A 19,455-nucleotide genomic window follows, 5' to 3' on the forward strand; every position below is an offset into this window, starting at 1 on the left:
CGGAGCGGCGGGGAGTGCGCTCGATGGGAGGTCCGAAGGGCCGACTCGCGCGGGCCCTCGGCGCGACCGGCGCGCTCGGGATCGCGGGAGCCCTCGGCGTCGGAGCGCGCCGGCTCCTCGCCCTCGACCGCCAGCGCGGCGCCTACCGGCGGGCCTGGGAGGATCACGCCCTCGCGACGCTCGCGCGCCTGAACCCCGTCTCCGTCGGCTCCGGGGCAGATCCCGCCGTCGGCGTCGAGGGGACGATCGACGAGGCCGGGGCGCTCGCCTCGGATCGTCCCTTCCTCCTCCTCGCTCTCGGGGACTCCTCGGTTCAGGGGATCGGCGCCGATCGGGTCGAGGAGTCGTATCCCGCGCGCCTCGCGTCGGCGATCGCGCGGGCGACCGGGCGCGAGGTCGCCCTCGTCAACGTCTCCGTGTCGGGCGGGACCGCCGAGACGGTGGAACTCGCCGAGATCCCGCAGCTGCGCGGCCTCGGCCTCCTCGGCGGGCGCCTGCGCCCCGACCTCGTCACCCTGTCGATCGGCGGGAACGACGTGATGAATCCCGCGATCCCGCCCGAGGACTTCGCCGCGCGGATCGGGCGGATCCTCGACGCGCTCCCCGCGCCGACGCTCGTCTCCTCGATCCCCTCCTTCGCCCCGATGACGCAGGAGACCCGGGCCGCCGACATGTCGAACCGGCTCGTCGAGGAGGCCGTCAGGCGCGGTCGAACCATCGTCGACCTGCGCGGATTGACGGTCGCCTACTCGCTGCGGACCTACGCGCTCGACTACCACGCGGCCGACATGTTCCACCCGAATTCGGCCGCCTACGCGATCTGGGCGCAGCTCTTCCTCGACGCCTACACGGACGCCGAGGGCCTGCCGCGCGCCGACGCTGCGGCCGCGCCCCGATGGGGCATGCTCTCGACGCGGGTGGCAGAATCGGGGGCATGATCCCCGATTCCCCCTGGCTCGTCGTCGGCCTCGGCAACCCCGGCGCGGAGTACGCCTCCACCCGGCACAACGTCGGCCACCTCACCCTCGACGTCCTCGCGGGCCGCGCCCGCGCCTCGTGGACGGGGCACCGCTCCGGCACGCACGTCGCGGACGTCCGCCTCGGGATCCTTCCCGGGGGAGCGCCGGGTCCGAAGGTCGTCCTCGCGGTCTCCGACTCGTACATGAACACCTCGGGCGGGCCCGTCGGGCGCCTCATGAGCTTCCTCGGGATCGGCGCCGACCGCCTCCTCGTCGTTCACGACGACCTCGACCTGCCCGCGCACGAGCTGCGCCTCAAGCGGGGCGGCGGCGAGGGAGGGCACAACGGTCTCAAGTCGATCTCCCAGGTCCTCGGCACGAAGGACTACCACCGGCTCCGCATCGGCATCGGCCGCCCGCCGGGGCGCCAGGACCCGGCCGACTACGTCCTCGCGCGCATCGGCGCGAAGGAGCGGGTCGACTGGGACGTCACCTTCGAGGAGGCCGCCGACGTCGTCGAGGACATCGTGACGAAGGGCTTCTCGGAGACCCAGCAGGCCCTCCACTCGCGTAATTCCGGGAACTGATCCGTGCTCCTCACCGGCCTCACCGACCTCATCGCCTCCGATGAGGCGCTCGACCGCGCCAGCGGCGCCCTCGCCTCGGGGCGCGACGCCGTTCTCGTCCTTCCGGCCGGTGCCCGCCCGCCGGCGATCGCCGCGCTGTCCGAATCCGCGGCCGTGCATCCGCTCGTCGTCCTCACGGCGACCGGCCGCGAGGCCGAGCGGCTCACCTGGGCGCTGCGCTCGTGGACCGACGCCGTCGAGATGCTCCCCGCGTGGGAGACGCTCCCGCACGAGCGCCTCTCCCCGCAGGTCGACACGATGGCGCGGCGCATCGCCGTCCTGCGCCGCCTCGCCCACCCGGTTCCCGGAGACCCGCACGCCGGCCCCCTCAAGGTCCTCGTCGTCCCGATCCGCGCCTTCCTCCAGCCGGTGATCCGCGGGCTCGGCGACCTCGAGCCCGTCCGCGTCCGCGTCGGCGACCGCGTCGACCTGCCCGATCTCACGACCCGGCTCGGCGAGCTCGGATACCAGCGCGTCGACATGGTCGAGGGCCGCGGCCAGATGTCGGTGCGCGGCGGGATCCTCGACGTCTTCCCGCCCCAGGAGGCCCACCCGGTCCGCGTCGAGCTGTGGGGCGACGAGGTCGACGAGATCCGCGCCTTCTCCGTCTCCGACCAGCGCACCCTCGGCGTCCTCGAGGACGGGCTGTGGGCGACCGCGTGCCGCGAGCTCCTCCTCACCCGCGCCGTCCGCGTGCGAGCCCGTGAACTCGTCGCGGATCTGCCCGGCGCCGCCGAGATGCTTTCCCTCGCCTCCGAGGGGATCCCCGCGCCCGGCATCGAGTCCCTCGCCCCGGTGCTCGCGCCCGGCATGGACCGCCTCCTCGACCTCCTGCCCGCGTCCTCGCCGATCCTCGCGTCCGATCCCGAGCGGATCCGCGCGCGGGCGGCCGACCTCATCGCGACGACGCAGGAGTTCCTCACCGCCGCGTGGTCGGCGGCCGCCGGGGGCGCGGAGGTCCCGCTCGAGGCCTCCGAGGCCTCCTTCCTCGATCTCGACGACCTCTGGGGTGAGGTCGGGCGCCCGTGGTGGGAGCTCACCGCCCTGCCGCCGGCCGCGCTCGCCGACGCGATCGCCGAGGACGAGGCCCGCGCCGGATCGACGGGCGAGGATGCGCCGCTCGACGCGGCGGGCGAACCGCTCCCCGCCGGGGAGGTCCGCGCGCTCGTCGCTTCGCCCTCGCTCATGCGGATGGGCGCGCGCGAGGTGCGCCCCTACCGCGGCGACTTCGCGGCCGCGTGCGCCGACCTCGGCGATCTCGCGAAGCGCGGGTGGACGCTCGTCGTCACCACCGAGGGGCCCGGTCCCGCCCGCCGCATCCGGACGATCCTCACCGAGGCGGGCGTTCCCGCCGTCCTCGCCGACGACGTGCCTGCCGCACCGGAGAAGGGCTCCGTCGTCGTGACGACGGCCCAGGCGGGATCCGGTTTCGTCGCCCCCGAGCTGCGCCTCGCGATCCTCACCGAATCGGACCTCACGGGGCGGGCCGGGACGAGCACCCGCGACATGCGGCGCATGCCCTCCCGCCGCAAGAAGGGCGTCGACCCGCTCTCCCTCCACCCGGGCGACTACATCGTCCACGACCAGCACGGCATCGGCCGTTTCATCGAGCTCGTCTCGCGGACCATGGGGCGCGGGGACGCGGCCGTCACCCGTGACTACCTCGTCCTCGAGTACGCGCCCTCGAAGCGCGGCCAGCCCGGCGACCGCCTCTACGTCCCCACGGACTCGCTCGACCAGATCTCGAAGTACACCGGCTCCGACCAGCCGGCGCTGACGAAGATGGGCGGCGCCGACTGGGCGAAGACGAAGGCCCGCGCGAAGAAGGCCGTCAACGAGATCGCGAAGGAGCTCATCCGCCTCTACGCCGCCCGGCAGGCGACGAAGGGCCACGCCTTCGGCCCGGACACCCCCTGGCAGCGCGAGCTCGAGGACGCCTTCCCCTACGTCGAGACCCCCGACCAGCTCGTCACCATCGACGAGGTGAAGGCCGACATGGAGAAGCCCATCCCCATGGACCGCCTCCTCACCGGCGACGTCGGCTACGGCAAGACCGAGATCGCCGTGCGCGCCGCCTTCAAGGCGATCCAGGACGGCAAGCAGGTCGCGGTCCTCGTGCCGACGACGCTCCTCGTCCAGCAGCACGTCGAGACCTTCACCGAGCGCTACGCCGGATTCCCCGTGACGATCGCCTCCCTCTCGCGCTTCTCCACGCCGAAGGAGGCGGAGGAGGTGAAGGCCGGCCTCGCCTCCGGGAAGGTCGACCTCGTCATCGGCACGCACTCGCTCCTCACCGGGACGATCGCCTTCAAGAGCCTCGGCCTCGTCGTCATCGACGAGGAGCAGCGCTTCGGCGTCGAGCACAAGGAGACCCTCAAGGCCCTGCGCACCGACGTCGACGTCCTTTCGATGTCGGCGACACCGATTCCGAGGACCCTCGAGATGGCGGTCTCCGGCATCCGTGAGATGTCGATCCTCCAGACCCCGCCCGAGGAGCGCCAGCCCGTCCTCACCTTCGTCGGCGCCTACACGGACGCCCAGGTGAGCGCCGCGATCCGCAGGGAGCTCCTGCGCGACGGCCAGGTCTTCTTCGTTCACAACCGCGTCGACTCCATCGCCTCGGTTGCCTCCCACATCCAGGAGCTCGTCCCAGAGGCGCGCATCCGCGTCGCCCACGGGAAGCTCTCCGAGCACCAGCTCGAAGAGGTGATCGTCGACTTCTGGAACCACGAGTTCGACGTCCTCGTCTGCACGACGATCGTCGAGACGGGCCTCGACATCTCGAACGCGAACACCCTCATCGTCGACCGGGCCGACGTCTTCGGGCTCTCCCAGCTCCACCAGCTCCGCGGTCGCGTCGGGCGCGGGCGCGAGCGGGCCTACGCGTACTTCTTCTACCCGGGCGACAAGACCCTCACCGAGACCGCGCACGAGCGCCTCAAGACGATCGCGGCGAACACGGACCTCGGGGCGGGCCTCGCCGTCGCGCAGAAGGACCTCGAGATCCGCGGCGCCGGCAACCTCCTCGGCGGCGCCCAGTCCGGCCACGTCGAGGGCGTCGGATTCGACCTCTACGTCCGCATGGTCGCCGACGCCGTCGCCGCCTACCGCGGCGAGGCGCCCGCGGAGAAGTCCGACCTGCGCCTCGACCTCGCCGTCGACGCCCACATCCCCGAGGACTACGTCCCCGGCGAGCGCCTGCGCCTCGAGGTCTACGGCAAGATCGCGGCCCTCACCGCCCCCGAGCAGGAGTCCGACGTCCGCGACGAGCTCGTCGACCGCTACGGGCCGATCCCGCGCGAAGTCGACCTCCTCTTCGCGATCGCCCGCCTGCGCCAGATCCTCCGCGCCGCCGGCGTCGAGGAGGTCGTCACCCAGGGGAAGTACCTGCGCCTCGGACCCGTCGAACTCCGCGACTCGCAGATCCTCCGCCTCAAGCGCCTCCACCCGGGCACGGTCATCAAGGCGGCCGTCCGCCAGGTCCTCGTCCCCGTGCCGCTGACCTCCCGCGTCGGCGGGGTCCCCCTCGCCGACGAGGCGCTCCTCGAGTGGGTGGAAGCGCTCGTCACGAAGATCCTCGTCCCCTTCTCCTCCTGACCGGCGCCCCGCCCCGGCCTCGTCGATTCCCAACATCACGAGGCCGGAGCCGCGCTCTCACCGAGCCGGGGGAGGAGGACCCTCCCGCGCATCGGCGGGGGTCAGCGCATTCACATGCGGCCGGTCTACACTGGCGGCGGCCCACAGGGGCCACCGTGAGGGAGGACCTACGTGTTCAGTGTGAAGTCAGCGGCGATGGTCGCCGCAGCATCCGTCGCCGCCCTGGGACTCGGGGCCTGCACCGCCCAGCCCGGCACCGCGCTCAGCGTCAACGGCGTCAAGTACTCCGAAGCGCAGATCACCGAGGGCGTCCAGGACTACGCGGCGCTCACCGGCACCACCCTCGACCGGTCGACGGTCGTCCGCATGCTCCCCGACGCCCTCAAGTTCACCGAGCTCGCGAACGACCTCGGGCTCAAGGCGTCCGACGCCGACGTGCAGTCGTACCTCGACCAGCTCGTCACCGCCGGCAAGGTGAAGAAGCCCGCCGACGGCCTCGGCACCGTCATGACCGAGATCCTCCGGTACACGGTGATCTCCTCGGAGCTCAACTCCCTCGACCAGGACCAGATCTCCGCCGCGGGCGACGAGTTCAAGAAGATCTCCGCCGACCAGGTCGTCGACGTCAACCCCCGCTACGGCACCGTCACCGCGACCGGCACGACCGTCCTCCCGATGTTCGGCGACGTCGTCGACGCGACGACCCTCGCCGCGCAGCAGTCCGGGGCGACCGACTCCGGCCAGTCCGGATCCTCGGAGTCCGGCCAGTCCGGCAACTGAGGCGTGTGACCGATCCCTCCGCGCCGCGGCGCCCCTCGCGGGACCATCGTCGCGGCGTCCGAGCGGTCGGATGCGCGCGCCCGCCCCGCGCGGCGGGGAATCCGATTCAGAGGTAGGCCGAGCGCCCCGCGACGCACTATCGTGGGAGTCGACCTGCAGTCCACGAAATTGATCGATTGGAGAATGACGTGGCAAGGATTGAGGCAATTGGAGCTCGCGAGATCCTCGACTCGCGCGGTAACCCGACCGTCGAGGTCGAGGTCCTGCTCGAGGACGGCACCCTTTCGCGCGCCTCCGTTCCCTCCGGCGCCTCCACCGGCGCCTTCGAGGCCGTCGAGCGCCGTGACGGCGACAAGAGCCGCTACCTGGGCAAGGGCGTTCAGGACGCCGTCGACGCCGTCACCGACGTCATCGCCCCCGAGCTCATCGACGAGGACGCCGCCGACCAGCGTCACATCGACGAGGCCATGCTCGACCTCGACGGCACCGACAACAAGGGCCGCCTCGGCGCGAACGCCATCCTCGGCGTCTCCCTCGCCGTCGCCCGCGCCGCCGCCGACTCGGCCGGCCTCCCGCTCTACCACTACCTCGGCGGGCCGAACGCTCACGTTCTCCCCGTCCCGATGATGAACATCCTCAACGGCGGCTCCCACGCGGACACCAACGTCGACATCCAGGAGTTCATGATCGCCCCCCTCGGCGCGCCGACCTTCCGCGACGCCCTCCGCTGGGGCGCCGAGGTCTACCACACGCTGAAGTCCGTCATCAAGGACCGCGGCCTTTCCACCGGCCTCGGCGACGAGGGCGGCTTCGCCCCGAACCTCGAGTCGAACGCCGCCGCGCTCGACCTCATCATCGAGGCCATCGAGAAGGCCGGCTTCAAGCCCGGCCAGGACGTCGCGCTCGCGCTCGACGTCGCCTCCTCGGAGTTCTTCAAGGACGGCCTCTACCAGTTCGAGGGCGAGGGCCGCTCGACCGACTACATGGTCTCCTACTACGAGAAGCTCATCTCGGACTACCCGCTCGTCTCCATCGAGGATCCGCTCTCCGAGGACGAGTGGGACGCCTGGAAGTCCCTCACCGCCGAGATCGGCGGCCGCGTCCAGCTCGTCGGCGACGACCTCTTCGTCACCAACCCGGCGCGCCTCCGCAAGGGCATCGAGCTCGGCGCCGCGAACGCCCTCCTCGTCAAGGTCAACCAGATCGGCTCGCTCACCGAGACGCTCGACGCGGTCGAGGAAGCGCACCGCAACGGCTACCGCTCGATGACCTCGCACCGCTCCGGCGAGACCGAGGACACCACGATCGCCGACCTCGCCGTCGCGACCAACTCCGGCCAGATCAAGACCGGCGCCCCGGCCCGTTCCGAGCGCGTCGCCAAGTACAACCAGCTCCTCCGCATCGAGGAGGAGCTCGGCGATTCCGCCGTGTACGCCGGCCGTTCCTCCTTCCCCCGCGCCTCCTTCTGAGTCGCGGAGGGGATGAACCCCTCGTCGCGCTGACGCTCCCGGAGCCCCGGACCATTCGGTCCGGGGCTCCGGCCGTTCCCCGTCCTCCTCGGCGCGGCCTCCGTCCTCGTCGATCGATGCGCGGGGGATTGCTCACAGGCGCCGCGCCCGGCTCGCCGCGCCCCGGACGCGACGAAGCGGGAGGACTGGGGCACGATGGGACCATGGCTCGTTCCTCCCGTTCCGGGCGCCCCCATGCGCCCCGCAGGCCCGACCGCTCCGGCGGACCCGGGCGGAGCGGCGCGCGCCCTCGCGGGCGCGGGGCGGGCCAGGGACGTCCGAATGCGGACGACGCCGCCGATGGGCCGCGCTCCGGCTCGGCCGCGACGCCCTCGTCGTCCCGGTCGGGCGGGCGCGCCTCCGACTCCCCGGCCGCCGCGCGATCCGCCAAGGCTCCGAAGAAGCCCCGCGACCACTCGGGCCCCGAGTCCGATCGGACCGCCACCGCCGCCGAGCGCCTCGAACGCGCGAGGGAGCTGCGCGGACGCGCGTCCTCGACGAGGTCGGGGCGGGCGCGCCCCGCGAACGGGCCGCGCCCGACGAACGAGCGCCTGAAGAAGGACCGCGAGCGCGACGAGGCGCGCGAGCAGCGGCGCGCCCAGCGGATCCGCGAGGGCCGTTCCTTCACCTTCGGCGGCCTCGAGATCTCGATGCGCTTCCTCTCGATCGCCCTCCTCGCCGGAGTCCTCGCCGCGCTCCTCGTCCCCAACCTCTACGACTGGTGGCGCCAGGAACAGGACCTCCGCGACATCACCGCGCGCGTCGCGGCCGCCAAGGAGCGCAACGCGCAGATGGAGGAGGAGCTCGCCCTCTGGAACGACCCCGAGTACATCGCCTCCCAGGCGCGCGAGCGCCTCGGGTACGTGAAGCCGGGGGAGACCCAGTACACCGTCGTCGACCCCGGGAAGGACTACCAGGACCAGGCGCAGGTCGCGGCCGCCGCCGACAAGGGGCCGGCTCGCCCCTGGGTCCAGGTCGTCGGTATCCTCCTCACCGAGGCCGATCAGGCGGAGACGACCACCGGCGCGCAATCGGGCGCCCAGTCCGGCGCCTCCCAGTCGGGGAGCGAGTGACCTCGCCGGAGGCGACGCATGACGCGCCCGCCCCGCCGCCGATCCCCGTCCCAGGCCGCCTCGACAGTCGCGACCGCCCCGAACAAGGAGTACTCGAAGTGACCACCCCCACAGAGCGCGCCGACCCCGCCCTCGACCCCCGCGTCGCGACCGAGGCCGATCTCGAGGTCCTGCGCGAGCAGCTCGACCGCCTCCCGCGCGGAGTCGTCGGAATCGCCGCGCGCTGCGTCTGCGGGCGGCCGACCGTCGTTGAGACGGCGCCGCGGCTCGAGGACGGGAGCCCCTTCCCGACGACCTTCTACCTCACGTGCCCGCCGATCGTGAAGGCATGCTCGACCCTCGAGGCCGAGCACCTCATGGAGGAGTTCAACGACCTCCTCGCGTCCGACGAGGAGGTCGCCGCCGCCTACGCCGCCGCCCACCGCGACTACATCGCGAGGCGCGGCGCGCTCGGCGAGGTCCCCGAGATCGCGGGGGTCTCGGCCGGCGGCATGCCGACCCGCGTCAAGTGCCTCCACGCCCTCGTCGGCCATGCCCTCGCCGCCGGGCCCGGCGTCAACCCGATCGGGGACCGCGCCCTCGCCGTCATGGCCGAGCGCGGCCTCTGGAGCCCGGACCGCTGCACCTGCTGACCCTCCGAATCGCCCTGCGGTCCTGAGACATTCCCCGCCCTCGCCGGGCGGTGCGTCCCGGGGCGGGCGCGCGCGCCTGTGGGAGAATCGTCGGGTGACTCGAGTAGCTGCCATCGACTGCGGAACGAACTCCATCCGACTCCTCGTCGCCGACGCCGAGACCGGCGCCGACGGGCGGGCGAGCCTCACCGACCTCACCCGTCAGATGCGGATCGTCCGCCTCGGTCAGGGGGTCGACCGCACGGGGCGCCTCGATCCGGCCGCCATCGACCGCACCGTCGACGCCGTCGTCGAGTACGAGCGGATGATCCGCCGGCTCGGCGCGACCGCCGTCCGCTTCGTCGCGACTTCCGCCTCGAGGGACGCGGAGAACCGCGACGAGTTCGTCGACGCCGTCCGTTCGGTCCTCGGGATCGAGCCCGAGGTCGTTGAGGGGACCGAGGAGGCCGCGCTCTCCTTCTCCGGCGCCGTCTCCGGACTCGGCGGGACGGTTCCCGCTCCGATGCTCGTCGTCGACATCGGCGGCGGTTCGACCGAGCTCGTCCTCGGCGATCGATCGGTCCGCCAGGCGATCTCCATCGACATGGGCGCCGTCCGCGTCACCGAGAAGTTCTTCGCGGATTGCCCGCCGGACGCCGGCATCCCCGCCGAGGTGGAGGCGCGCGCCATCGCCTGGATCGACGAGCGGCTCGACGACGCCGAACGGGTCGTCGACCTCGATCGCGTCGCCACCCTCGTCGGCGTCGCCGGCACCGTTACGACGCTCACCGCTCAGGCGCTCGGCCTTACGAGCTACCAGCCCGAGCGCATCCACGGCGCCCGCCTGCCCCTGCCCGTCATCGACGAGGCCGTGAGGTTCATGGTCGACCAGCCGGTACCGGTGAAGGCGGCGCTCGGATTCATGCCCGCCGGGCGCGAGGACGTCATCGCCGCGGGGGCGCTCATCTGGAGCCGCATCGTCCATCGCGTCCACGACCGCGCGGCGACTCGCGGGACGGCGATCGACGAGGTCCTCACCTCCGAGCACGACATCCTCGACGGCATTGCGATGTCGATCGCCTGATATCGCGCAAGATCGGGTGTGTTGGGTCGCGAGGTCGCGCGCCCGCATCCCCTCGACGCGCGAAGGTAATGCTTTCGGCGCGCGAAGGTAATGCTCTCGGCGGGGAGGGGGAGCGGCGGTGCCCCCGGTCGGGTTCGAACCGACACTGAACCGATTTTAAGTCGGCCGCCTCTGCCGATTGGGCTACGGGGGCTCGGGGACGAATCCCACAGGGTGCCATCGTATCGGTCCCGGTAGACTGGTCCGACCGCATCGATGGAAGGACACGACCCCATGAGCCCCGCGCACACCCACGGGACCCCCAGGCCGCACCACCGCCCGACGCGCTCGGCGCCCGCGCGCGCCCGCGACGCGATCCTCGAATTCCTCTCCGACGAGGTGAAGGCGGGGCTCCTCGTCATCGGCATCGCGCTCGTCGCCCTCCTCGTCTCGAACTCGCCGCTCGCGCACGCCTACGAAGAGCTCTCCCACGCCCACTTCGGGCCGTCCGCCCTCGGCCTCGACCTCACCGTCCACGAGTGGGCCGCCGACGGACTCCTCACGATCTTCTTCTTCGTCGTCGGGCTCGAGCTCAAGACCGAGTTCGTCACCGGCGCCCTGCGCGACCTGCGCGAGGCCGCGCTCCCGATGATCGCCGCCGCGTTCGGCATGATCGGACCCGTCCTCGTCTACACGGGCGTCCAACTCGCGTTCGGATCCGACGCCTGGGACGGATGGGCGGTGCCGACCGCGACCGACATCGCGTTCGCCGTAGCGATTCTTTCGATCTTCGGCCGGGGCCTTCCCCCCGCGGCGCGGACCTTCCTCCTCACGCTCGCCGTCGTCGACGACCTCCTCGCGATCATCGTCATCGCGGTCTTCTTCTCGAGCGGCATCGACGTCCTCGCACTCGCGGGCGCGCTCGCCGTCATCGGCGTCTTCGCCCTCCTCACGAACAGGGGCGTACGGAGCCCCTGGATCCTCATCCCCGTCGGAGTCGTCGCCTGGGCGCTCATGGCGAACTCCGGCGTCCACGCGACGATCGCGGGCGTCGCCCTCGGCCTCGTCGTCCCGGCGAAGCGGAGCCGCGCCGGGCAGATGACGCACGACTTCGCCGAGGCGGTCGGCCCGTGGGCGGCGGGTTTCGCCCTCCCGGTCTTCGCGTTCTTCGCCGCCGGAGTCCCCGTCCTCGGGGCCGAGGGCGGGATCCTCGGAGCGCTCGCGGACCCGGTGACGATCGGCGTAGCCCTCGCCCTCCCGCTCGGCAAGCTCCTCGGCATCTGGGGCTCGGTCGCCGCCCTCACGCGCTGGACCCGCCTGCGCCTCGGTCACGGCGTCGACCTCCCCGACGTCGCGGCGATGGGACTCCTCGCGGGCATCGGCTTCACCGTCGCGATGCTCATCGGCGGCCTCGCCTTCACCGATGAGATCGCCGTGTTCCATGCGCGATTCGGCGTCATCCTCGGGACCTTCGCCGCGGCCGTTCTCGGCGCCCTCGCGCTGCGCGCGAGACTCAAGGTGCGCGTGCGCGGCGATGCGGCGCATGCGACGACGAAGACGAAGAAGACGAAGAAGATGCGCTGAACGCGCGCGCCGTCAACGGCGCGGACGGCGCCCGCCCCGCCGCTTCGCCGAAGGCCGAAATCCCGCCGGGTGGGGCGCTGCGCCCCGTGGGAGAATGGACCCGTTCGACATCAGACCCGAGGAGGCCGCAGTGTCCAACCCAGTCTTCGACAAGCTCGAGACCCAGTGGGCGAAGGAGTCGCGCACGCCCGCCGGATACCCGACGATGCCCGGCTACACGCCCGGCGCCGGGTCCGCGGCGACCGACGCCCGCTTCCCCTACGGGGCGCAGGCGGCGAGCGCCGCGCAGAGCGCCCAGACGCTCCCGCAGTACGACCAGTACTCGACGCAGCGGATGGAGGAGGCCTACGCGGGCCCCGCCGCCGACGCCGTCGATCGCGGAGCGATGACCTACGACGACGTCATCATGAAGACGGGGATCTCCCTTATCGTCCTCCTCGTCGGCGCCGTCGTCTCCTGGATGACGACCGCCGCCAACCCCGGCCTCGGCATCGCCCTTTCCGGAATCGGCGCGCTCGTTGGATTCATCCTCGCGATGGTGAACTCCTTCTCGAAGACGATCCGCCCCGCCCTCGTCCTCGCGTACGCCGCCTTCGAGGGGCTCGCACTCGGCGCCATCAGCGCCGTCTTCGAACTCATGTACCCCGGGATCGTCGTCCAGGCGCTCGTCGCGACCGCCGCCGTCTTCGGCGTGACACTCGCTCTCTTCGCCTCCGGGCGCATCCGCAACTCGTCGAAGCTCATGCGCTTCACGCTCATCGCCCTCGTCGGCATCCTCGTCTACCGCCTGCTCTCGTGGGTCCTCACCCTCACCGGCGTCCTCTCGTCCGGCGGTCTCGACTCGATCACCGTGATGGGCTTCCCGCTCGGCATCGTCGTCGGGTTCCTCGCGGTCCTCGTCGGCGCCGCCTGCCTCATCCAGGACTTCGATCATGCGAAGATCGGCGTCGAGCGGGGAGTGCCCGTGATCTACTCGTGGGCGTGCGCCTTCGGCATCCTCGTGACGGTCGTGTGGATGTACCTCGAGATCCTCCGACTCATCGCCGCCTTCCGCGATAACTGACGCTTCGCGCGGGCGGCCGACCCATCGGGCGGCAGCCCGCGCGGCGTTCGCGGCCCTCCCGGCGACGGGATTCCGCGACCCGCCCCGCAGTCTCCGACGAACGAATAGGACACCCATGGAGAACATCACCGTCACCGGCGAATTCGGCCGCAAGCCCGCCCTCGCCTTCGAGAACGATCCCTCCGACGAGCTCCTCGTCGAGGTTCTCAAGGAGGGCGACGGCCAGATCGTCGAGCCCGGCGACACCATCCACTGCCACTACCTCGGCCAGGTCTTCGACGGGGCCGTCTTCGACAACTCCTACGACCGCGGCCAGGCGCTCTCCTTCCAGATCGGCGTCGGCATGGTGATCCGCGGATGGGACGACGGGCTCGTCGGGCAGAAGGTCGGCTCGCGCGTCCTCCTCTCGATCCCCTCGGAGTACGGCTACGGCTCGCGCGGCGTCCCGCAGGCGGGCATCCGCGGCGGCGACACGCTCGTCTTCGTCACGGACATCCTCGGCGTCGCCTGAGATCGACGAGGTCGGGGCAGTCGCCCTACGACGCGGGAGCGCCCGGTGCCGTTCGGCACCGGGCGCTCCCGCGTTCGGCGAGCCCCTCGGTTCGAGGGAGGCGCTCAGACGATCGGACAGGGCACGCCCGTACGGGCGTGGCACTCGTAACCGTGGGGGTTCTTGTACAGGTACTTCTGGTGGTACTCCTCGGCGTACCAGAAGGGACCGGCCTCCTCGGCGGGGGCGATCTCGGTCGCGATCGGCCCGAAGCCGCGGGCGGCGAGCTCTGCCTGGTAGGCGTCGCGGGCGCGCAGGGCAACCTCGAGCTGGCCGGGCGTCGTCGTCCAGATCGCGCCGCGGTACTGCGGGCCGAGGTCGTTGCCCTGACGGTCGACCTGGGTCGGATCGTGGATCTCGAAGAAGCGGGCGATGAGCGCGGCCGCGGAGGTCGCTCCGGTCGAGAAGACGACGCGGACCGTCTCGGCGTGACCGGTCGTCGAGGTGCACACCTGCTGATAGGTGGGGTTCTCGGCGTGTCCGCCCATGTAGCCGGTGGCGGTCGCGACGACGTCCGGCGCGTTCCAGAACGCCTTGTCGATGCCCCAGAAGCAGCCGCCGGCGAGGTAGAGGACCTCCTCGCCGTCGCCGGGCGCGGTGTCGATCGGCGCGCGGAGGGCGGCGGGTTCGGGAAGCAAGGAGAAGCCCTGGGCGGGGCCTGCGAGCGATGCGGTCATGGGCCCATCGAACCACGCCGCCCCGTCCTCGTCGATCGGAAGGCGGACGAGGCCGGGAGTGCGCGCCGAAGGAGGGAAGGGGAGGGGAGCCGGACGTGGAAGGCCGCTCGCGCAGCGCAATGGGGGAGGAGCCCGGGAGAACCCGGGACGAAGACGCGGGCGTCCTCGGGTAGCCTTGAGGGCAGTGGAAACGAGAGGGGAGAGCCGATGGGCGACGAGTCCTCGCGCATGAAGTGGCGCTTCGCGGAGATCTTCGAGCGGCTGGCGAACCAGGTGACGGAGAAGCCCGCGGAGGGCGCCGAGGAGCCGATGGAGTTCCGCGCCGGAGACCCGCTCGACGCCGATCGCGACGCGACGACGGCGGTGCCCTGGGCACTGAGGGTGACCGCGGCGCTCTCCTGGCGGATCATCGTCGTCGCGGCAGCCGCCGCGGGCCTCGTCTGGGGCGCGATGCAACTCTCGATGATCATCATGCCCGTCGCGATCGCGCTGCTCCTCGCGGTCCTCCTCGAGCCGCTCGTCGGGTGGTTCACCCGGCGTCTCAACTTCCCTCGGACCCTGTCCGCGGTGCTCGGCCTGCTCCTCATGCTCGCGATCGTCGTCGTCGCCCTGTCGCAGGCGGGTTCGGAGATCTTCCAGCAGCTCCCGCGCCTGTTCTCCAAGGCGAGCGCCGGCGTCGACGAGCTGATGAACTGGATCCAGAAGGGGCCGCTCAAGCTCGACACCTCGATGATCAATCAGGCTCTGCAGACCGTGCAGTCGGAACTCACGCAGTGGTTGCAGGCGAATTCGTCGACGGTCGCCACTTCGGCGCTCAGCGTCACGTCCTCGGTGCTCTCGCTCGCGTCGAGCCTGCTCATCATGCTCTTCTGCCTTTTCTTCTTCCTTAAGGAGGGGCGGACGATCTGGCTGTGGGTCGTACGGCTCTTCCCGGCTCCCGCCCGCACGCCGCTCCACGAGTCGGCGATCCGGGGCTGGGTCACCCTCGGCTCCTACGTCCGCACGCAGATTCAGGTCGCCGCGATCGATGCGATGGGCATCGGCCTCGGGGCGTTCTTCCTCGGCCTGCCGATGGTCGTCCCGATCATCGTCGTCGTCTTCTTCGCGTCCTTCGTCCCGATCGTCGGGGCCCTCGTGTCCGGCGCGATCGCGGTGTTCGTCGCCCTCGTCGATCAGGGATTGACCGCGGGCGTCATCATGCTCGTCGTCATCCTCGCGGTCCAGCAGATCGAGTCGAACCTCCTCCAGCCGCTCCTCATGTCGCATGCCGTGTCGCTCCACCCGATGGCGGTGCTCCTCGTCGTCGCGGCGGCGGGCTCTGTCGCCGGCATCCCCGGCGCGGTCTTCGGCGTGCCGATCGCGGCCTTCCTCAACGCGACGTTCCTCTACCTCCACGGCTACGACTCGATGCCTGAGCTCGCGACCGTCCAGGACCGCCCCGGCGGTCCTCCCGGGATGCTCGAGGACATGGTGAGCGCCTCGTACGGCGACAAGGGCCGTGTCGGGGCGGAGGCCCAGCCCGCAGACGCGCGGGCGACCGCTTCCGGCGCCGCGCCCGCGGAGCCGGCGATCGAGGACGCGACGGGCGCGACGCCGTCGGCGGCCCCGAAGGCGGCGGACGACTCCGTCGACGACTCCGAGGAGCCGAGCGGGGAGTAGCCCTCGTCCACCCCCTTCACCGAGAGCATCACCTTTCCTCGTCGAGGGGATGCGATCTCCCCAGTCGCACCATTTGCGCTACGAGGCCGGGACCCCGACGGGGTCCCGGCCTCGTAGCGTTCTCGGGTTGCGCGCGGGGCGCGCCTCGTGCGGCGGGCTCGGAGCCCCACAGGAGACGCTCGCCCGGAGGACGAGCGAAACTGCGAACGGGGTTCGGCCTCCGGCCGTGCTCAGCCGACGAAGGGCTTCGCGTCGAGGATCTCGACTTCGATCATTCGGCCGTTCGGCGCCTCGTAGGAGAGCTTGTCGCCGGGCTTGTGACCGACGACGGCGGCGCCGAGGGGCGCCTGCGCGGAGAAGACCTGGACGCCGAGGTCGCCGCCGGCGTCGCGCGAGCCGAGGAGGAACTTCTGCTCGCGGCCCGCGACGATGGCGGTGACGACCATGCCGGGCTCGACGATGCCGTCGTCCGCGGGGGTCTCGCCGACCTGGGCGTGCTCGAGCATCTCCTGGAGCGCCTGGATACGGGTCTCGTTCATCGACTGCTCGTTGCGCGCGGCGTGGTAGCCGCCGTTCTCGCGAAGGTCGCCCTCCTGGCGCGCGGCGTCGATGAGCTTCGCGATCTCGACGCGCTTGACCTCGATGCGCTCGGTGAGTTCGTTCTTCAGCAGGTCGTACTGCGCCTGCGTGAGCCACTGGGTGTCGGCCATGGGTACCTCCGATGAAAAAGGGCCGACACCGCGGGGGTGCCGGCGTTGGAATGGGCCCCAGTGTACCAATGAGACCCGCGTTACGTCGTCGAGGGCGCGCCGGGGCGTCGGCCTGCGGAAAGTCGGAGGCCGAGCGGGGGATGGGCGCTCAGCCGAGAACGGCGAAGTACACCGCGACGCACTGGCACGCCCAGGCGAGCACGGTGAAGGTGTGGAAGATCTCGTGGAAGCCGAACCAGGTCGGCGACGGGTTCGGGCGCTTCATCCCGTAGACGAGCGCGCCGAGCGTGTAGAGGACGCCGCCGGCGACGATGAGGAGGACGACGACGGGGCCGCCCGCGGCCCAGAGCTGGGGGAGGTAAGCGATCGCGACCCACCCGAGGACGACGTAGATGAGGGTTGCGAGCCATCGCGGCGCGGTGGGCCAGAAGAGGTTGACGAGGATGCCGAGGATCGCGCCTGTCCATACGATTCCGAGGATCACCGTCGTGTCGTGCCGGTTGAGGAGCGCGACCGATAGGGGGGTGTAGGTGCCGGCGATGAGAAGGAAGATGTTCGAGTGGTCGAGCCTTCGCCACACGATCTCCCAGTTCGGCTTCCAGTAGAAGCGGTGGTAGAGGGCGGAGATGCCGAAGAGGAGGAGTGAGGCCGCGAGGTAGACGGCCGAGGCCCACTTGTCCGGCGTCGTCGGCGCGAGGCAGACGAGGACGATGGCGGCCGCGAGCGAGAGCGGGGCCGCGACGAGGTGGAGCCACCCGCGCAGGTGCGGCTTGATGGCGACGAGCTGATCGGGGAACCACTTCGTGGGCTGGAGCGACGCGACCTTCATGAGTCCTCCTTCGTGGCCCAAGGGCCGAACCCTGTACTTACGTTTCCGTAGGTTACTACACCGTAGGTTCGCGGTGCGAGGGCGGTTCGTCCCACGTTCCGAGCCGTATCGAGCGCTCGCGGCGCGCCCGGTTCGAACCCGCCGGGAGAGCTCGCGACGACCGATTCGGACGGCCCGCGTCGGCCGAGTCGCCCGTCGGACTCACCGCCCCGACGGTTTGACGATACGCTGTTCCCGCCGGAACGCGAGAGCATGCGGGAGAACCGCTCGGACCTGCGGAAGAGAGGGCGCCATGGCGCGGTGGAACCTGGCCTACGACCTCTACGAGAAGCGCCTGCGCAGGCAGCTCCCGCCCGAGGCCATCCCGCGCCACGTCGGCGTCATCCTCGACGGCAATCGTCGCTGGGCGAAGTCGCTCGGCGTCCGCCCCTCGCAGGGCCATCGGGCCGGGGCCGACAAGATTTCCGAGTTCCTCACCTGGGCCGACGAGGTCGGCGTCGAGATCGTCACCCTGTGGATGCTCTCGACGGACAATCTCTCGCGCACCTCCGACGAGCTCGACGAACTGTTGGCGATCATCGCGGACGCGGTCGACCGCCTCGCAGCGCAGGGGAAGTGGCGCCTCGCCGTCGTCGGTGACCTCGGCCTGCTCCCCGAGCCGATCGCCGCCCGCATCCTCGCCTCGGTCGAGTCGACCGCCGCCCTCGAGGCGATGCGCGTCAACATCGCCGTCGGCTACGGCGGCCGCCACGAGATCACCGAGGCCGTCCGTGCGATCCTCACCGACGCGATCGCGCAGGGGACGAGCCTCGAGGACCTCGCCCGCATGCTCTCCGACGCGGACATCACCGCGCACCTCTACACCCGCGACCAGCCGGACCCCGACCTCGTCATCCGCACGTCCGGCGAGCAGCGCCTCTCCGGCTTCATGATCTGGCAGTCCGTCCACTCCGAGTACTACTTCTGCGAGGCCTACTGGCCCGACTTCCGCCGCGTCGACTTCCTGCGGGCCCTCCGCTCCTTCGCCCAGCGCGAGCGGCGCCTCGGCCGCTAACCGTCGTTCGCTCGCGCCCGCCCTCGTCCGTTCGCGGATTCACGAGGCCGGGGCCGCGGGCGGAGCCCGCGGGCGCGAGCGAGCCGGAGAGATCGAGCCGCCTCCCCCGAATACGCGCGACGCCCCGCCCTCGTCGATGAACGAGGACGGGGCGTCGGTTCGGATTCAGTCGATCTCGTTCGCCCACGGCGGGTTTGCGCCCGCCCGGGAGACCGTGACGTCGGAGATGCGGGAGGCGCGGTCGAGGATCGTTCTCACCGCGTCCTCGCCGATGGACTCGATGGCGGCGCGCCTCTCGGCGCCGGCGAGTCCGAGGCCCCACATCGCGTCGAGGATGCCGCCCATGAAAGAGTCGCCGGCGCCGACGGTGTCGACGACTGTGACGTCGGCCGGGGTCGCCTCGTAGCGGACGCCGGAGGCGGAGACGGCGAGGCCGCCCTTCTTGCCGCGGGTGACGATGATGAGCGAGGGGCCGAGGTCGAGCCATCGGGCGATGACCGCCTCGAGGTCCTCGCCGCCGGTCAGCCACTCGATGTCCTCGTCGGAGACCTTGACGACGTCGGAGACGGCGACGAACTTCTCGACGAGCGGGAGGGCGCGCTCGGGTTCGCCCATGACGGCGGGGCGGGCGTTCGGATCGAAGGTGATGAGCGCGTGCGGGAGGGCGGCGACGAGCGCGTCGTAGACGGCGGTCGCGCCCGGCTCGACGGCCGCTGAGATGGAGCCGGCGTGGACGATGAGGGCCTTCTCGGAGACCGGGATCGGCGCCGTCGGGTTCCAGTCGAAGTCGAAGGTGTAGGTCGCGGCGCCCCTCTCGTCGATCATCGCGTTCGCGGTGGTCGTGTGGTGAGCGCCGTGGGACTCCGGGGTGATGACGACGTTCGAGGCCGTGAAGTGCTCGTCGATGACGCGCCCGCGCGGGTCGTCCGCGAACCATGTGGAGAGCACCGCGGGCCGACCGAGACGCCCGAGAGTCATCGCGACGTTCGCGGGCGAGCCGCCCGGGATCTCGCGGGCGTCCTCCGGGTGGGAGACGGGGGTGACGATGTCGATGAGGGCCTCGCCGATGGCGAGGATGTGCGGCTCGGTGGAGAGGTCCATGGCGCGTCCTT

17 protein-coding genes and 1 tRNA gene are annotated in these 19,455 nt (G+C 71.4%); 13 read left to right on the forward strand and 5 right to left on the reverse strand.

The genetic code is table 11. The annotated features are described in order from the left end of the window. Positions 1 to 23: 23 nt before the first annotated feature. The 8 genes from DY157_RS01285 to DY157_RS01320 all read left to right on the forward strand — a co-directional run bounded on the left by DY157_RS01285 (position 24) and on the right by DY157_RS01320 (position 10,238). A complete protein-coding gene (locus tag DY157_RS01285; RefSeq protein ID WP_115727865.1) occupies positions 24 to 938 on the forward strand; it encodes an SGNH/GDSL hydrolase family protein in 915 nt (304 codons plus the stop codon). After that, a complete protein-coding gene (gene pth, locus DY157_RS01290) occupies positions 935 to 1,546 on the forward strand; it encodes an aminoacyl-tRNA hydrolase (RefSeq protein ID WP_115726876.1) in 612 nt (203 codons plus the stop codon). Before DY157_RS01285 ends, pth begins: the two co-directional genes overlap by 4 nt. Before the next feature lie 3 nt (positions 1,547 to 1,549). Then, the gene (gene mfd, locus DY157_RS01295; RefSeq protein WP_115726877.1) at positions 1,550 to 5,182 is read left to right on the forward strand and encodes a transcription-repair coupling factor; all 3,633 of its coding nucleotides are present in this window, start codon (positions 1,550 to 1,552) and stop codon (positions 5,180 to 5,182) included. Positions 5,183 to 5,353: 171 nt separating this feature from the next. After that, the gene (locus DY157_RS01300) at positions 5,354 to 5,962 is read left to right on the forward strand and encodes a hypothetical protein (protein ID WP_160159388.1); all 609 of its coding nucleotides are present in this window, start codon (positions 5,354 to 5,356) and stop codon (positions 5,960 to 5,962) included. Positions 5,963 to 6,150: 188 nt separating this feature from the next. Continuing rightward, positions 6,151 to 7,431 carry a phosphopyruvate hydratase gene (eno, locus tag DY157_RS01305; RefSeq protein ID WP_175578447.1) on the forward strand — a complete coding sequence of 427 codons (1,281 nt, stop codon included), beginning with the start codon at positions 6,151 to 6,153 and terminating at the stop codon, positions 7,429 to 7,431. A gap of 203 nt (positions 7,432 to 7,634) precedes the next feature. Then, on the forward strand, positions 7,635 to 8,543 hold the full coding sequence (locus tag DY157_RS01310; RefSeq protein ID WP_160159389.1) for a septum formation initiator family protein: 909 nt from the start codon (positions 7,635 to 7,637) through the stop codon (positions 8,541 to 8,543). A 98-nt stretch (positions 8,544 to 8,641) separates the two neighbouring features. After that, positions 8,642 to 9,175, forward strand: a complete 534-nt coding sequence (locus DY157_RS01315) for a DUF501 domain-containing protein (protein WP_115726881.1) — start codon at positions 8,642 to 8,644, stop codon at positions 9,173 to 9,175. 94 nt (positions 9,176 to 9,269) lie between these two features. Then, positions 9,270 to 10,238, forward strand: coding sequence for a Ppx/GppA phosphatase family protein (locus tag DY157_RS01320; protein ID WP_115726882.1), 969 nt, complete (start codon positions 9,270 to 9,272; stop codon positions 10,236 to 10,238). A 119-nt stretch (positions 10,239 to 10,357) separates the two neighbouring features. Here DY157_RS01320 and DY157_RS01325 read toward each other — a convergent pair. Further along, positions 10,358 to 10,431, reverse strand: a tRNA-Leu gene (locus DY157_RS01325). 80 nt (positions 10,432 to 10,511) lie between these two features. Between DY157_RS01325 and nhaA the strand changes: the two genes are divergently transcribed. The 3 genes from nhaA to DY157_RS01340 all read left to right on the forward strand — a co-directional run bounded on the left by nhaA (position 10,512) and on the right by DY157_RS01340 (position 13,375). Then, complete coding sequence (gene nhaA / locus DY157_RS01330; RefSeq protein ID WP_115726883.1) at positions 10,512 to 11,801, forward strand: Na+/H+ antiporter NhaA; 1,290 nt, start codon at positions 10,512 to 10,514, stop codon at positions 11,799 to 11,801. A 130-nt stretch (positions 11,802 to 11,931) separates the two neighbouring features. Further along, complete coding sequence (locus DY157_RS01335; RefSeq protein WP_115726884.1) at positions 11,932 to 12,864, forward strand: Bax inhibitor-1/YccA family protein; 933 nt, start codon at positions 11,932 to 11,934, stop codon at positions 12,862 to 12,864. A 115-nt stretch (positions 12,865 to 12,979) separates the two neighbouring features. After that, positions 12,980 to 13,375, forward strand: a complete 396-nt coding sequence (locus DY157_RS01340; protein ID WP_115726885.1) for an FKBP-type peptidyl-prolyl cis-trans isomerase — start codon at positions 12,980 to 12,982, stop codon at positions 13,373 to 13,375. A gap of 104 nt (positions 13,376 to 13,479) precedes the next feature. On the opposite strand, the gene msrA is transcribed toward DY157_RS01340, so the two are convergent. Continuing rightward, entirely contained in the window at positions 13,480 to 14,091 is a 612-nt protein-coding gene (gene msrA, locus DY157_RS01345) for a peptide-methionine (S)-S-oxide reductase MsrA (RefSeq protein ID WP_115726886.1), read from the reverse strand. Between the two features lie 207 nt (positions 14,092 to 14,298). Between msrA and DY157_RS01350 the strand changes: the two genes are divergently transcribed. After that, positions 14,299 to 15,750, forward strand: a complete 1,452-nt coding sequence (locus DY157_RS01350) for an AI-2E family transporter (RefSeq protein ID WP_115726887.1) — start codon at positions 14,299 to 14,301, stop codon at positions 15,748 to 15,750. 230 nt (positions 15,751 to 15,980) lie between these two features. Here DY157_RS01350 and greA read toward each other — a convergent pair whose 3' ends face one another. Beyond that, on the reverse strand, positions 15,981 to 16,460 hold the full coding sequence (gene greA, locus DY157_RS01355) for a transcription elongation factor GreA (protein ID WP_115726888.1): 480 nt from the start codon (positions 16,458 to 16,460) through the stop codon (positions 15,981 to 15,983). Positions 16,461 to 16,608: 148 nt separating this feature from the next. Next, positions 16,609 to 17,289 (reverse strand): PAQR family membrane homeostasis protein TrhA, encoded by a 681-nt coding sequence (gene trhA / locus DY157_RS01360; protein ID WP_115726889.1) that lies wholly within the window; start codon positions 17,287 to 17,289, stop codon positions 16,609 to 16,611. A gap of 292 nt (positions 17,290 to 17,581) precedes the next feature. On the opposite strand from trhA, the gene DY157_RS01365 reads away from it, so the two are divergent. Then, positions 17,582 to 18,343, forward strand: a complete 762-nt coding sequence (locus DY157_RS01365) for an isoprenyl transferase (RefSeq protein WP_115726890.1) — start codon at positions 17,582 to 17,584, stop codon at positions 18,341 to 18,343. A gap of 165 nt (positions 18,344 to 18,508) precedes the next feature. On the opposite strand, the gene DY157_RS01370 is transcribed toward DY157_RS01365, so the two are convergent. Then, a complete protein-coding gene (locus DY157_RS01370) occupies positions 18,509 to 19,444 on the reverse strand; it encodes a carbohydrate kinase family protein (RefSeq protein WP_115726891.1) in 936 nt (311 codons plus the stop codon). Positions 19,445 to 19,455 lie beyond the last annotated feature (11 nt).

It is taken from the genome of Actinomyces culturomici (genome assembly GCF_900499005.1).
GTDB lineage: Bacteria > Actinomycetota > Actinomycetes > Actinomycetales > Actinomycetaceae > Pauljensenia > Pauljensenia culturomici.

Excerpts from the sequence above, each read along its gene's own strand:
- DY157_RS01285 (WP_115727865.1), top strand. The coding sequence starts at position 24 with ATGGGAGGTCCGAAGGGCCGACTCGCGCGGGCCCTCGGCGCGACCGGC.
- pth (WP_115726876.1), top strand. The coding sequence starts at position 935 with ATGATCCCCGATTCCCCCTGGCTCGTCGTCGGCCTCGGCAACCCCGGC.
- DY157_RS01310 (WP_160159389.1), top strand. The coding sequence starts at position 7,635 with ATGGCTCGTTCCTCCCGTTCCGGGCGCCCCCATGCGCCCCGCAGGCCC.
- nhaA (WP_115726883.1), top strand. The coding sequence starts at position 10,512 with ATGAGCCCCGCGCACACCCACGGGACCCCCAGGCCGCACCACCGCCCG.
- DY157_RS01340 (WP_115726885.1), top strand. The coding sequence starts at position 12,980 with ATGGAGAACATCACCGTCACCGGCGAATTCGGCCGCAAGCCCGCCCTC.
- msrA (WP_115726886.1), bottom strand. The coding sequence starts at position 14,091 with ATGACCGCATCGCTCGCAGGCCCCGCCCAGGGCTTCTCCTTGCTTCCC.
- DY157_RS01350 (WP_115726887.1), top strand. The coding sequence starts at position 14,299 with ATGGGCGACGAGTCCTCGCGCATGAAGTGGCGCTTCGCGGAGATCTTC.
- greA (WP_115726888.1), bottom strand. The coding sequence starts at position 16,460 with ATGGCCGACACCCAGTGGCTCACGCAGGCGCAGTACGACCTGCTGAAG.
- trhA (WP_115726889.1), bottom strand. The coding sequence starts at position 17,289 with ATGAAGGTCGCGTCGCTCCAGCCCACGAAGTGGTTCCCCGATCAGCTC.
- DY157_RS01365 (WP_115726890.1), top strand. The coding sequence starts at position 17,582 with ATGGCGCGGTGGAACCTGGCCTACGACCTCTACGAGAAGCGCCTGCGC.
- DY157_RS01370 (WP_115726891.1), bottom strand. The coding sequence starts at position 19,444 with ATGGACCTCTCCACCGAGCCGCACATCCTCGCCATCGGCGAGGCCCTC.